11 protein-coding genes are annotated in these 13,099 nt (G+C 72.5%); 10 read left to right on the top strand and 1 reads right to left on the bottom strand.

What is annotated here, in order from left to right; translation table 11 throughout:
• The first annotated feature begins 371 nt into the window (after positions 1-371).
• The 10 genes from AB8Z75_RS02765 to AB8Z75_RS02720 all read left to right on the top strand — a co-directional run bounded on the left by AB8Z75_RS02765 (position 372) and on the right by AB8Z75_RS02720 (position 10,988).
• The gene (locus AB8Z75_RS02765; RefSeq protein ID WP_369199726.1) at positions 372-1,154 is read left to right on the top strand and encodes a GntR family transcriptional regulator; all 783 of its coding nucleotides are present in this window, start codon (positions 372-374) and stop codon (positions 1,152-1,154) included.
• Between the two features lie 151 nt (positions 1,155-1,305).
• Entirely contained in the window at positions 1,306-2,448 is a 1,143-nt protein-coding gene (locus tag AB8Z75_RS02760) for a TIGR03364 family FAD-dependent oxidoreductase (RefSeq protein WP_369199725.1), read from the top strand.
• Positions 2,449-2,489: 41 nt separating this feature from the next.
• On the top strand, positions 2,490-3,206 hold the full coding sequence (locus AB8Z75_RS02755; protein ID WP_369199744.1) for a phosphonatase-like hydrolase: 717 nt from the start codon (positions 2,490-2,492) through the stop codon (positions 3,204-3,206).
• Positions 3,199-4,269: an ABC transporter ATP-binding protein gene (locus AB8Z75_RS02750; RefSeq protein WP_369199724.1), complete on the top strand. Its 1,071-nt coding sequence runs from the start codon at positions 3,199-3,201 to the stop codon at positions 4,267-4,269. The genes AB8Z75_RS02755 and AB8Z75_RS02750 overlap by 8 nt, the downstream gene beginning before the upstream one ends.
• The gene (locus AB8Z75_RS02745) at positions 4,262-5,170 is read left to right on the top strand and encodes a 2-aminoethylphosphonate ABC transporter permease subunit (RefSeq protein WP_369199723.1); all 909 of its coding nucleotides are present in this window, start codon (positions 4,262-4,264) and stop codon (positions 5,168-5,170) included. Before AB8Z75_RS02750 ends, AB8Z75_RS02745 begins: the two co-directional genes overlap by 8 nt.
• Positions 5,151-5,948 carry an ABC transporter permease subunit gene (locus tag AB8Z75_RS02740; protein ID WP_369199722.1) on the top strand — a complete coding sequence of 266 codons (798 nt, stop codon included), beginning with the start codon at positions 5,151-5,153 and terminating at the stop codon, positions 5,946-5,948. Before AB8Z75_RS02745 ends, AB8Z75_RS02740 begins: the two co-directional genes overlap by 20 nt.
• 70 nt (positions 5,949-6,018) lie before the next feature.
• The gene (locus AB8Z75_RS02735; protein ID WP_369199721.1) at positions 6,019-7,095 is read left to right on the top strand and encodes a 2-aminoethylphosphonate ABC transporter substrate-binding protein; all 1,077 of its coding nucleotides are present in this window, start codon (positions 6,019-6,021) and stop codon (positions 7,093-7,095) included.
• Positions 7,096-7,207: 112 nt separating this feature from the next.
• The gene (locus AB8Z75_RS02730) at positions 7,208-8,740 is read left to right on the top strand and encodes an alkaline phosphatase family protein (RefSeq protein ID WP_369199720.1); all 1,533 of its coding nucleotides are present in this window, start codon (positions 7,208-7,210) and stop codon (positions 8,738-8,740) included.
• 107 nt (positions 8,741-8,847) lie between these two features.
• The gene (locus tag AB8Z75_RS02725) at positions 8,848-9,627 is read left to right on the top strand and encodes an HAD-IIA family hydrolase (protein ID WP_114024486.1); all 780 of its coding nucleotides are present in this window, start codon (positions 8,848-8,850) and stop codon (positions 9,625-9,627) included.
• A gap of 269 nt (positions 9,628-9,896) precedes the next feature.
• Complete coding sequence (locus tag AB8Z75_RS02720; RefSeq protein WP_369199719.1) at positions 9,897-10,988, top strand: glycoside hydrolase family 6 protein; 1,092 nt, start codon at positions 9,897-9,899, stop codon at positions 10,986-10,988.
• 22 nt (positions 10,989-11,010) lie between these two features.
• Here the strand turns inward: AB8Z75_RS02720 and AB8Z75_RS02715 are convergent, their stop codons facing one another.
• Positions 11,011-13,035 carry a galactose oxidase-like domain-containing protein gene (locus tag AB8Z75_RS02715; protein ID WP_369199718.1) on the bottom strand — a complete coding sequence of 675 codons (2,025 nt, stop codon included), beginning with the start codon at positions 13,033-13,035 and terminating at the stop codon, positions 11,011-11,013.
• Positions 13,036-13,099 lie beyond the last annotated feature (64 nt).

Raw genomic sequence — 13,099 nt, 5'->3', positions numbered from 1 at the left:
GGTGCGGGCGGGCACGCACCGCCCGCCACGAGGTCGAGTACGCGGGGTGCCGTGTGCTCCCCGAGGCGGGGTGCGCCCCCGAGGCGGGGTGCGCCCCCGATGCTGAGCGCGCCCCCGAGGCGGAGCGCGCCCCCGATACGGGGTGCGCCCCCGAGGCCGGGTGCTCCCTGACACGGAGCGCGCCCCCGACATGCGGCGGCCCCCGACATGGGGTGGCTCCCGGCATGGGGTGGCCCCCGACGTCGGGCGGCCCGAGGTGGGGCGGCCCCCGATGCTGAGCGCGCCCCGATACGGGGTGGCCCCGAGGCCGAGTGTGCGCCGAGGCCGAGTACGCTCCGCCTGGCGTGTGCGCACCCTGCGAGGATGCCGAGGTGGCTACCTCGCGCGAAAGCTCCGCACCCTACGAGATCCCCGCCGACGGGGCCGCGCCCGTGCGGGCCGGCATCCCCGAGCACGGGCGGGTCCCCAAGTACTACTGGCTCAAGGCGCGGCTCGTTCCGCTGCTGGAACAGTTGGGCGAGGGGGGCGTGTTGCCCACCGAGCGGGAACTGGCGCTGCACCACGAGGTGTCCCGCGAGACGGTGCGCCAGGCGCTGCGTGAACTGCTGCTGGAGGGGCGGTTGCGGCGCGCCGGGCGCGGCACGGTCGTGGCCGGGCCGAAGCTGGCGCAGCCGCTCGCCCTGGCCAGTTACACCGAGGGCGTCCGCCGTCAGGGCCGGGTGCCGGGGCGCACGCTGGTCGGTCTGACCCGGCATCCCAGCCCCGCCGCGCTCGCCGCCGACCTCGGAATCGCCGAGGGGGACGCGGTCTGGCACCTGGAGCGGTTGCTGTTCGCGGACGACGAGCGGGTCGGTCTGGAGTCCACGTACGTCGCGGTCGAGCGGGTGCCTGATCTGGAGCGGGACTTCGAGGCCGACTCGTCCTTCTACGCGTACCTGCGGGAGGGGTTGGGGATCCGGTTCGGCGAGGCGGAGGAGCGGTTGGAGACGGTGCTCGCCACGCCGCGGGAGGCGCTGCTGGTCGGAACGCCGCCCGGGCTGCCGATGCTCCTGATCCACCGGCGTTCCCGGGACGCCGAGGGGGCTCCGCTGGAGCGGGTGCGGCTGCTCTACCGCGGCGACCGTTTCAGCTTCACGGTGCGGCTGGAGGGGTGACGCCGCCCCGCGGGCTCCGGCGGGTACACCGGCGCCGCGCGGAGGCCACCCGAGAGCTGATCACGGAAACATAACGGGTCCGGACCAGAATTGCCGGGCCGTTCACCCGGCGGTCGTTCCCGGGTCACCGGGGCCCGGAAGGGTCGCGGTCATGCGAGTCATAGTGGTGGGAGCGGGCGTGCTGGGGTCCCTGCACGCCTGGCAGGCGGTTCAGCGCGGTCACGAGGTCGTGCACATCGAGCGGGAGGAGGCGGCCCGCGGCGCCTCCGTGCGGAACTTCGGCCTGGTGTGGGTCGGCGGCAGGGCGGAAGGCCCCGAGTTGGAGGCGGCGCTGCGCGCCCGGGAGCTGTGGGAGCGGATCGGTCAGGAGGTTCCCGCACTCGGCTTCCGGGCCTGCGGCTCTCTGACGGCCGTCACCACCGAGGCCGAACTGGCCGTCGCCCGGGCCGCCGCAGCGCGCCCCGACGCCGCCCGGCGCGGCTACACGCTGCTGACGCCCGAGGAGGTCAGGCGGCTCAATCCGGCGCTGCGCGGCAGCGCGCTGCTGGGCGGGCTGTGGTGCGAGAGGGACGCGGCACTCGAGCCGCGCCCCGCGCAGCGCGCCCTCCAGGAGGCGCTGCGCGAGCGTGCGGGGGGCCGCTACACGTTCCTGGGCGGGCGCGAGGTCCGCGACCTGCCGTCCGGTCCCACGGCGGCGGTCCGGGACGACCGCGGCGAACTGCACGAGGGGGACGCCGTCGTGCTGTGCACCGGCGCCTGGCTGGGCGGCCTGGTCCGCGCACTGCTGCCCGAGCCGCCGGTGCGCCGGGTGCGGCTGCAGATGATGCAGACCGAACCTCTGGACGAGAAGCTGACCACCGCGGTCGCGGACGCGGACAGTTTCCGCTACTACCCGGCCTACGGCGGCGCCGCGCTCGACGCGCTGGCGGCGGCCCAGCCGCAGCCGCCCGTCGCCGCCGAGCACCGGATGCAGCTGCTGATGGTGCAGCGCGCGGACGGCTCCCTGACCATCGGCGACACCCACGAGTACGAGACGCCGTTCGCCTTCGACGTGGACGAGCAGCCCTACCGGCATCTGACCGCCGTCGCCGAACGGCTGCTGGGGCGCGCGCTGCCGCCGGTGCGCAGGCGCTGGGCCGGGGTGTACGCGCAGTGCACCGAGCCGGGGCGTGTGGTGCTGCGACAGCCCGTGCCGGAGCGGACCTCGGCGTGGCTGGTGACCGGACCCGGCGGGCGCGGCATGACCTGCTCGCCCGCGATCGCCGAACGTACCGCCGACGAGCTGGGCTGGTGAGGACATTGACGACAGTGACACCGAAGGACCGGGCGCCGGACATGGTGGGCACGGCGGCCACCACGCTGGTCGTGCTGGACATGGCGGGCACCACCGTCGCGGACGACGGACTGGTCGAGCAGGCGTTCGGCGCGGCGGCGACGCGCCTGGGAACCGAACCCGGCACCCCGGCGTTCGCGAGGATGCTCGACCACGTCCGCGCCACCATGGGCGAGTCCAAGATCTCCGTCTTCCGGCACCTGGCCGGCGGCGACGAGGAGCGGGCGCGGCAGGCCAACTCCGCGTTCGAGGACGCCTACGGCCGGCTGGTGGCCGACGGGCACTGCGCCCCCGTACCCGGAGCCCGCGAGGCCATCGAACGGCTGCGCGCCGCCGGGCGCACCGTCGTGCTGACGACCGGCTTCGCGCGGGCCACCCAGGACGCCATCCTCGCCGCGCTGGGCTGGCACGAGCTGGTCGCGGCCACCCTGTGCCCCGCCGACACCGGCCCGCTGGGGCGTGGACGGCCCCACCCCGACCTGGTGCTCGCCGCGCTGCTGCGGACCGGCGCGGCCGACGACGTGCGCCGCGTCGCCGTCGTCGGTGACACGGTGTACGACATGCGCTCCGGCGTACGCGCCGGCGCGGGCGTGGTGGCGGGCGTGCTCACCGGGGCGCACGGTACGGAGGCGCTGCGCGAGGCCGGGGCGACGCACGTGCTGGACTCCGTCGCCCGTCTGCCCGAGCTGCTGTCTTCGCTGGAGCGCCCGGATGCCTGAGCACACCAGCGCGCACAGGGCCGGTGGTATCCGCTTCGACCGGGTGACCGTCGCCTACGACGGCACCCCGGTCCTGGAGGACTTCGACCTGAGTGTCGAACCCGGCGAGGTCATGGCCCTCCTCGGCCCCTCGGGATCGGGCAAGACGACCGCCCTGCGCGCCGTCGCGGGATTCGTCCGCCCGGCGGGCGGACGTGTGCGGATCGGCGACCGCGACGTCACCGACCTGCCGCCCCACGCCCGGGACGTCGGCATGGTCGTCCAGCAGTACGCGCTCTTCCCGCACATGCGCGTCGCCGACAACGTCGCCTTCGGACTCAAAGCCAGGAAGACACCGCGCGGACAGGTGGCCGAACGCGTCACCGAAGCGCTGGACATGGTCGGTATGGGCGGCTACGCCCGCCGCTACCCCCGCGAACTGTCCGGCGGGCAGCAGCAGCGCGTCGCCATCGCCCGCGCACTGGCCGTACGGCCCGGAGTGCTGCTGCTCGACGAACCGCTCTCCGCGCTGGACGCGCGGCTGCGGTCCGGCATGCTCGCCGAACTGGACCGCCTCCACCGCGAACTGCCCGACGTCTCCGTCCTGTACGTCACCCACGACCAGGTGGAGGCGCTGACCCTGGCCGACCGCGTCGCCGTCATGGACCGGGCGCGGCTGCAGGAGGTCGGCACCCCGCGGCAGCTCTACCGGGCGCCACGGGGGAGTTTCACCGCGTCCTTCGTCGGCTCGGCCAACCTGCTGCCGGTCACCAGGGCGGGCGGGAACACCGTCAGGTTCGGCGCTGCCGAGTTGCGGGTCGCCACCCTGGGGCGGGCCTTTGGCGGTGAGTCTGCCACCTTGTGCGTCCGTCCGCACCGGGTCGCCCTCGGGGACGGCGGGGCCAACGTGCTGCGCGGTGTGGCGACAGCCGTCCAGTGGCGCGGCGCCACCCACCGCGTGGCCGTCGACGTCGACGGGCACGAGGTCGTCGCCGACGTCCCCGAGTCGGCCTCGCCGCCCGCCGTCGGCGACCGGGCCGCCGTGTCCTTCGCGGCGGAGGACGGAGTGCTGCTCGATGACTGAGACCGACGCCGTGCGCCGGCCGGCACGGCCACGCGTTCGGGAGCGGTACGGACGCGAGCGGCGCGCAGCGTACGCGCCCGGCGGACGCACCTGGCTGTGGGCGCTTCCGCCCCTCGCCGTGCTGGGCGTGCTCTTTCTCCACCCGCTCGCACTGATGGTGCGCGAGAGCTTCTCGGGCGGAACGGCGGCCTACCGGCAGGTGTTCGGTTCCGAGGCGTTCGTCGACGCGTTGGTGACGACGGTGACCATCGCCGTGGGAGCCACCCTCGGCTGCGTCGTCATCGGGTTCGCCCTCGCGCTGGTCGTCGCGTTCGTGCCGTTCCCCGGCAGCAGGTCAGTGGCGCGGTTCATCGACGTGTTCCTGTCCTTCCCCTCGTTCCTGATCACGCTCGCGCTGCTCTTCCTGTACGGCACGGTGGGGATGGCGAACGGGCTGTGGACGGGCGTGACGGGGGCCCAGGAGGGGCCGTTCCACTTTCTGACGACCCCGTGGGGCGTGCTGCTGGCGGAGGTCACCTACTTCACCCCGTTCGTGATGCGCCCCCTGCTGGCTGCGTTCGCACAGGTGGAGACGGCGCAGTTGGAGGTCGCGTCCTCCCTGGGGGCGCGCCCCGCGCGGATCGTCCGGCGGGTGATCCTGCCCGAGGCGTACCCGGCGCTGATGTCGGGTGGCGCGCTCGTACTGGTGATGTGCCTGAACGAGTTCGCCATCGTGCTGTTCACGGGGGCGAAGGACGTGGTGACGCTGCCGATGCTGGTCTACAGCAAGGCGATCCTGGAGTCCGACTACGTCTCGGCGTGTGTGGTCGCCACGGTCAACGTCGTCCTCTCCGTGGGCCTCTACGGCCTCTACCGCTTCCTCACCGGAAGGAGCAGCCGTCGTGCTCGTGCACACGCGTAAGGGGCGCTGGGCGGTGTGGGCCGGCTTCGCGGTGGTGTTCGTCCCGCTGTTCGCCCTGCCGCTGCTGGTGATCGCCACGGCGTCGCTGTCCACGAACTGGAGCGGCGCGCTGCCCTCGGGCCCCACGGGCGGGCACTACGCGACGGCCACCAGGGGCGAGTCGCTGGCGGCGCTGAGCGTCTCCTTGCAGACGGCGCTGCTCGCGAGCGTGCTGGCGCTGGCCGTGGGGACGTGGGCCGCGCTGTCGGCGGCGTCCCTGGGGCGGCGTGGCCGCCGCCTGGTGGACGCGCTGTTCATGCTGCCGGTCGCGGTGCCCTCCGTGGTGGTGGGGCTGGCCGTCCTGGTGGCGTACAGCCAACCGCCCGTGCTGCTCAACGGCACCCGGTGGATCGTGATGCTGGCGCACACGGTGCTGGTGACCGCGTTCGCCTACCAGTCGGTGTCCGCCGCGCTGACCCGGCTCGACCCCGCCTACGCGCAGGCGGCGGCCTCGCTGGGAGCGCGCCCTTGGTACGTGCTGTGGCGGGTGAAGCTGCCACTGCTGCTGCCGTCGCTGACGGCGGCGGCCGGCCTGTGCTTCGCGCTGTCGATGGGGGAGCTGAGCGCCACGATGATGCTCTACCCGCCGGACTGGATGCCGCTGCCCGTGCAGATCTTCGCCGCCACCGACCGGGGATCGCTGTTCACCGGGTCCGCGCTGGCGGTGGTGCTGATGGCGGCCACGTCACTGGTGCTGTTCGCCGTCTCCCGTGTCCGTACGAAGGCCTCCTACCGCTGAGGCCCCTTGGGACGGTCCCGTCCCCCTGGCCCCTCGCCGCTCTCCCGTCTTGCGAAAGGTTCACCTCTCCATGTCCCCTCACCTCCGCTTCTCCAGGTACGCCCCGGTGGCGCTCGTGCTTCCGCTGACCGCGCTGACCCTCTCCGGCTGCGGGGGCACGGGTCCGGCCGCCGCGGGGGACGACAAGGTGGTCACCGTCTACAGCGCCGACGGCCTCAAGGGCGAGCGGGGCAACGGCTGGTACGACGAGCAGTTCGCGGCGTTCGAGCGCAAGACCGGTATCAAGGTCAAGTACGTCGAGGGCGGCTCCGGCGAGATGGTGCAGCGCACCGACCGGGAGAAGAACAACACCCAGGCGGACGTCCTGGTCACCCTCCCGCCGTTCATCCAGCAGGCCGACAGCAAGGGCCTGCTGAGCAGGTACGAGCCCGCGGGCGCCGCGCACATCCCCGAGGGGGAGCGCCCGGCCGATGCCCACTGGACGCCGCTGGTCAACAACTACTTCGGGTTCATCCACAACACGAAGGAACTGCCGGAGCCGCCCGCGACGTGGGACGAGCTGCTCTCCCAGAAGTACAAGGGCAAGCTGCAGTACTCGTCACCGGGCGTGGCCGGTGACGGAACGGCGCTGCTCATCAAGGCGATCCACGACTTCGGCGGCCGGAAGCAGGCGATGGAGTACCTGGGTGCGCTCCAGGAGAACAACGTCGGCCCCTCCTCCTCGACCAGCAAGCTCGCCCCGAAAGTGGACAAGGGGGAGCTGCTGGTCGCCAACGGCGACGTGCAGATGAACTACGCACAGGCCGAGACCATGCCGCACCTCGGCATCTTCTTCCCCGCCGCGAAGAAGGGCGCGAAGCCCACCACGTTCGCGTTGCCGTACACGGCGGGTCTCGTCAAGGGCGGCCCGCACACTCAGAACGGCAAGAAGCTGCTGGACTTCCTCCTCGGTGAGCGGCCCCAGCGGGAGGTCTCCTCGATCGGCGGCGGCTTCACCGTGCGCGACGACATCGAGGCGCGGGACGACCAGGCCAAGGAGCTGGCGGCGCTGATGAAGGGGGTCGAGATCTTCCGCCCGGACTGGGAGGAGGTGGCGGGCCACCTCGACTCCTACCTCTCCGACTGGAAGCGGGCCACCGGCAGCTGACGACGAGCCGCGTCGCCGCAGGGGTCTGGACCACCGGGGCAGATGACGAGAAGGTAACAGGTCCGGACCCACCCCTCTCCCTTTCCCGAGGAGTTCTCCCGTGAGCAGAGGCATGAGCAGAGGTATCTCCCGTCGCTCCCTCCTGGCCGGAGCGTCCGCGTCACTTGCCGCCGGCACCCTGGCCTCCCCCGCGTACGCCGCTGCCGACCCTCGTGGCGGGAGGGCCGGCCATGCCGCGGACCGCACGCCGAAGGTGCTGGTCATCGGCCTGGACGGCGCCATGCTGCACCGCATCGAGGAGGCCGAGGCGCCCCACCTGCGGGGGCTGGCCGCCGCGGGGCTGGCGGCGCCCTCGGCGCTGTACACCTCGCCGATGGCCCGCACCGAGTCGGGGCCCGGCTGGGCCACCATCCTCACCGGGGTGTGGCCGGACAAGCACAAGGTGCGGGACAACAGCTTCCAGGGCGCCGACCTGGCCGCCCACCCCGACTTCCTCACCCGCGTCGAGCGGGCGAAGCCCTCCCTGCGCACGTACGCGGTGGCCTCGTGGGCACCCATCACCGACACCCTCGTCTCGGCCGAGGTGGACGGCAAGGACGCCTCCCCGGCGGACGAGTACGACGAGGGCACCACCCGGCGGGCCGTCACCCAGCTCCGGGACGCCCAGCCGGACGCCCTCTTCCTCCAACTGGACAACATCGACCACGCGGGCCACAGCAGCGGCGGGGCCAGTCAGGAATATCTGGACGCGATCGCCGGCGCCGACGCCCAGGTGGGCCGCGTCCTGGCCGCCGTCGAGGCCCGGCCCACGTACGCGGACGAGGACTGGCTGATCATGGTCACCGCCGACCACGGGCACACCGACGCGGGCGGCCACGGCGGCTCGGACCCGAACGAACGCGCCACCTTCGTCCTGGCCACAGGCGCGGGCATCGAAGCCGGCACCACCCGCGAGGACGTACGCCTCGTCGACGTCGCCGCCACCGCGCTCGCCCACCTGGGCATCCCCGCACGCGCCGAGGGGGACCTGGACGGCAGGCCGCTGGGGGAGCGCCCGCAGGACGCCTTCGACACCCTGCGCGAGCGGCTGCGGGGCGCGGTGGACGAGGACGGCATCGAGCCCGGGGTGCTCGGCTTCACCCACACCCCGCCGCCCGGCTGGCGGGTCGACAACAGCCGCATGGGCACGGGCGGGATGACCGAGTGGCGCGGCTGGTCGTTCACCACCGACGCTTTTTGGACCCGCACCCAGCGCGACCAGCGCCGCGAGCTGAACGTCCGGGCCCGCGGTGTCTTCGCGGTGGCCGACCCGGACGAGTGGGCCGACGGGGGCGGAGCGCGGGGACCCTTCGACTCCACCCTGCTCAGCCCCGCGTGGCCGGTCACCGGCGGGCAGCGGGCGACCCTGCGCTTCGTCTCCCACTACGCCCACGACCCCGGCCAAACAGCCCAGGTCCTCGTCTCCTACGACTCCGACGGCGGGACCGCGCCCCAGGTCGTCAAGGAGTACGACGCGGACGCGCTCGCCCGCGAGGAGGCCATCGAACTGGCCGTGCCCGCCGGCGCCTCCCGCGCCCGCGTCAGCTTCCGCTGTGCCGGTGAGAACACCTGGTTCTGGGCCGTGGACGCCGTCCGCCTCGGCTGACCGGCACCGGCCGCTGCGGTTACGCTGAGCGCGGCGGCCGGTTCCCGTACACCGTCGTACGTCCTCCCCGCCGCCCTGACCACCACGACCCCGGCAGGAGCCCACCCGTGGCAGAGCGCAAGCCCATCGAGTCCTGGCTCACCGACATGGACGGTGTGCTGATGCACGAGGGGATCCCGGTCCCCGGCGCCGACTCCTTCATCAAGCGGCTCAAGGAGTCGGGGCGGCCGTTCCTGGTGCTCACGAACAACTCGATGTACACCCCGAGGGACCTGCACGCGCGGCTGGCCCGCATCGGCCTCGACGTGCCGACGGAGAACATCTGGACCTCGGCACTGGCCACCGCGCAGTTCCTCGACGACCAGCGGCCCGGCGGCACCGCCTACGTGATAGGAGAGGCCGGGCTGACGACGGCCCTGCACGACATCGGCTACGTCCTCTCCGACGCCGACCCCGACTACGTGGTCCTGGGGGAGACCCGTACCTACAGCTTCGAGGCCCTGACCCGCGCCATCCGGCTGATCAACGACGGGGCGCGGTTCATCGCCACCAACCCCGACGAGACCGGCCCCTCGGCGGAGGGCGCACTGCCCGCCACCGGCTCCGTGGCCGCCCTCATCACCAAGGCGACAGGCGCGCACCCCTACTTCGTCGGCAAGCCCAACCCGCTGATGATGCGGGCCGGGCTCAACGCGATCGGCGCCCACTCCGAGACGAGCGCCATGATCGGCGACCGCATGGACACCGACGTGCGCGCCGGCATGGAGGCAGGCCTGGAGACCTTCCTCGTGCTGACGGGGCTCACCCGGCCCGACGAGATCGAGCGGTACCCGTTCCGCGCCTCCAGCGTGGTCAACTCGATCGCCGACCTGGTCGAGCGGGTCTGAGAACCGGCGGGGCACGCGGGCGAGCGGTGCCCCGCCGCTGCTCGCCCGCCGCGTCGGTTTCCCACCCGCCGTGCCGCTTCCTCGCCCGCCGCGCCGCTTCCTCACCCGCCGCCAGGCGCCGCCGGGGCAGCGGGGCCGCGAGCAGACGGCGGCCGTCACGCAACAGCCGGGTGAGAACCGCTGGTTGCACGCGTTATCCACAGGCCGACCGCGGGCGGTGGGCCCTGTGGCACCATGAGGCTCCAGGCCGGGGGACCAAGGGGGAGCGGATGTACGGCAGTCACGGCCGCAGGCCGCCGCGTGCGACGCGCGGCCGGCGCGGCGCCACCATCCGGCGCCGCGCGCGGGCACTGGCCGCGGTGCTCGCGGGCGCCGCCCTGCTGCTGGCCGGCTGCTCCTCGTCCGGTGACGGGAAAGGCGGCGGGTCCGCCTCCTCGGAGCCCTCGCCCACCGTCGGACAGCGCCCCAAGTCCCAGGCGCCCTACTGGGTGGACCCGGCGGGGAACGCCGCGCGCCAGGCCGCCTCGTACGAGCGGGAGGGGAAGTCGGCCGAGGCCGCCCGGATGAAGAAGATCGCCGCGCAGCCGGTGGCGGAGTGGATCGGCACCGAGGACCCCCGCGGCCAGACCGAACGGGTCACCAAGGCCGCCGCGAAGGTGGACCGCAGCGCGCTGCTCGTCCTCTACAACGTGCCCCACCGCGACTGCGGGCAGTACAGCAAGGGGGGCGCGAAGGACGCCGCGGCCTACCGGAAGTGGCTGGACGCCGTCGTCGCGGGCATCGGTGACAGAGCGGCCACGGTGATCGTCGAGCCGGACGCCCTCGCCCACGTGGTGGCCGAGGGCTGCACCCCCCGGAAGTTCCACGACGAGCGCTACGGCCTGCTCGCCGAGGCCGTCACCGAGCTCAAGCGCCTCCCCGACACGACGGTCTACCTGGACGCGGGCAACCCCGACTGGATACGCGACACGGGCGCCCTGGTCGAGCCGCTGAGGCGGGCGGGCATCGCCGAGGCCGACGGCTTCTCCCTGAACGTGTCCAACTACCAGACCACGGCCTCGAACATCGCCTACGGCAAGGAGCTGTCGCCCAAGGTCGGCAACAAGCCCTTCGTCATCGACACCAGCCGCAACGGCAACGGACCGCTGGAGGGCGCGCACGGGGACGAGGAGGCGTGGTGCAACCCGCCGGGCCGCGCCCTGGGCGAGCCGCCGACCGTCGAGACGGGCCACGAGCGGGTGGACGCCTACCTGTGGATCAAGCGTCCGGGCGAGTCCGACGGCGAGTGCAAGGGCGGCCCCCCGGCCGGCCGGTGGTGGCCGGCCTACGCTCTCCAACTGGCCCGCAACGCCAAGGGCTGACCCCCGCCCGGCCCGCCGCGGCCTACTCCGGATCCTGGGCGGTGACCGTGGCGTGCGCGGCGGTCGGGTCCACCTCCACCTTGATCCAGCGCGCCTTGGAGGGGATGCCGTCGCCGTCCACGGCGAAGACCATCCACCAGCCCGGGGTGACCAGGGAGGGATCGTCGGGAATGGTCGTCGTCACCTTGCCGTCGCCGGACTTGGTCATCTTCAGCGCGACCGACGACTGCTCCACGTTCGTCACGTGGGTGAACGAGCCGGGCCGCACCAGGCGGAGCTTCTCGAGCGAGTCGGCGTCCTCGCTCCGGAAGGAGACGCGGTCGCCGACCTCCACCGTCCTGCGGCTCTCGCCGGCGTCCCTGAGGTCGGGCTGCTTCTTGCCCTTGTTCAGATAGGGAGGCGTGTAGATCTCGATGCGCTGGTCGAACTGGCCCGGTTTCGTGTTGGCCTTGTCGGCGTAGAGCGAGTCGGAGCCGAAGGTCATCACGCGGCCGTCCGGCAGCAGCAGGCCCCCGGAGTGGTAATTGCGGCCGACGAGGGGCGCGGCGGCCTCCTCGTACGCGTTGGCCTTCGGGTCGTAGAGCGCGGCCTTGAGCACGTTGCTGTCGCTCTTGCCGCGGTACTGGCCCGAGCCGTTGGTGGTCAGCACCGTGTCGTCGGGCAGGATGACGCTGCTGGGGTAGCGGACCTTGTCGTAGAGGTCGGGGCCGTCCCGGAAGCGGGGCTCCTCGTCCTTGAGGTCGACGATGCGGGTCTTGGAAGACGACGTGGGCGACTCGCCGACACCGCCCCCGCCCTGCACCATGAACTTCCGCGACTGGGTGGGCGGCAGCGGCACGGACATCGCCGTCTCCAGCACGTCGGGGTCGCTCATGCCGGGGATCTCGGTGAACTCGTTGGTCTCGATGTTCCAGATGCCGGGCTTGCGGCCCTTGTCGGCGGGCCCGTAGCCGGCTGTCGTACCGCTGTAGAAGAGGCGGTTCTCGCCGATCAGATGCAGCCCCGGGTAGGTGGGGAAGAAGCGGGTGTCGGGCAGGTAGTGCCACTTCTTCGTCTTCGGGTCGAAGACCTCGTTCTTGCCGGGGACGACCTGCCCGATGTCGTCGAGTCCGGAGACGGTCAGTACCCGGCCGTCCTGGAGCGTGACCTGGGTGGGGTACCAGCGGGCCTCGTGCATCGGGTCGACGGTCAGGTAGCGCTCCGCCACCGGGTCGAACTCGTAGGCGTCCTTGATGCCCTGGAAGTCCTTCTTGTCGAAGGACATCTTCTGCGCGATGCCGTAGACGTTCTGCTTCCAGGAGCCCGTCAGGCCGCTGACCGTGTACTTGTCCTGCGTGCCCGTCTGGTACTCGCGACCTTCCCTCTCCGCCTCGGCGTAGACGCGCGTGACGCTGGCCTCGGTGCCGACCTCGCCGGTGTCCGGGTCCTTCACCTTCTTCGCGGGCGGCAGGTTGACGGCCTTCTGGGAGATGAAGGTCTTGCCGTTCTCGCGGCCGGTGAAGCGGGTCCCCTTCTTGATCATCTTGGCGCGGTCGGGGTTCTCGTTGTAGAGCAGCATCAGCCCGCCGGCCTTCTTCACATCGCCCTTGAGCGTCTCGTACCGCTGGGTGCCGCCCGCGACCAGCAGCTTGCCGTCCGGAAGCTGGTTGTGCCCGGAGCAGAACAGGTCGTTGGGGGTGGGGATGTTCTTGAAGGTGTTCTTGGCCGGGTCCCACAGCACCGTGCGGAAGCTCTTGGCGGCGAAGTTCTTCGCGTCGTTGCCCGAGCCCGCCACCAGCAGCACCTTGCCGGTGTTCAGCAGCGCGGCGTGGATGGTGTTGATGCGGTACTTCTCGGGAACGTCGACGATCTGCCAGTGGCCCTTGGCGGCCTTGTACTCGGGCCGGTTGATCTCGTAGTCGTGGTACTTCGCCGACGCGAAACCGTAGAGCGCGGGGCCGTTGAATCCGGCGATGGCGACGACGACCGCGGTACCGATCGCGATGCGCTTGACGCGGCGGTGCTGGGAACGGCGTCTGGCCTGGTGGCGGGTGGAGCGGGAGGTCATGGTTCGGGTCCCCTAAGGGCGATCGGCGCGTGCTGTTCGGGCGGGGGCGGCGGGCCCGCTCACG

The sequence above is a fragment of the Streptomyces sp. PU-14G genome (genome assembly GCF_041028275.1).
GTDB lineage: Bacteria > Actinomycetota > Actinomycetes > Streptomycetales > Streptomycetaceae > Streptomyces.
This window is presented reverse-complemented; position numbering and strand designations above follow the sequence as displayed.

What these genes read in the sequence shown, in the direction of transcription:
- AB8Z75_RS02760 (WP_369199725.1), top strand. Translation starts at nt 1,306, where the DNA reads ATGCGAGTCATAGTGGTGGGAGCGGGCGTGCTGGGGTCCCTGCACGCC.
- AB8Z75_RS02755 (WP_369199744.1), top strand. Translation starts at nt 2,490, where the DNA reads ATGGTGGGCACGGCGGCCACCACGCTGGTCGTGCTGGACATGGCGGGC.
- AB8Z75_RS02750 (WP_369199724.1), top strand. Translation starts at nt 3,199, where the DNA reads ATGCCTGAGCACACCAGCGCGCACAGGGCCGGTGGTATCCGCTTCGAC.
- AB8Z75_RS02745 (WP_369199723.1), top strand. Translation starts at nt 4,262, where the DNA reads ATGACTGAGACCGACGCCGTGCGCCGGCCGGCACGGCCACGCGTTCGG.
- AB8Z75_RS02735 (WP_369199721.1), top strand. Translation starts at nt 6,019, where the DNA reads ATGTCCCCTCACCTCCGCTTCTCCAGGTACGCCCCGGTGGCGCTCGTG.
- AB8Z75_RS02730 (WP_369199720.1), top strand. Translation starts at nt 7,208, where the DNA reads ATGAGCAGAGGTATCTCCCGTCGCTCCCTCCTGGCCGGAGCGTCCGCG.
- AB8Z75_RS02720 (WP_369199719.1), top strand. Translation starts at nt 9,897, where the DNA reads ATGTACGGCAGTCACGGCCGCAGGCCGCCGCGTGCGACGCGCGGCCGG.
- AB8Z75_RS02715 (WP_369199718.1), bottom strand. Translation starts at nt 13,035, where the DNA reads ATGACCTCCCGCTCCACCCGCCACCAGGCCAGACGCCGTTCCCAGCAC.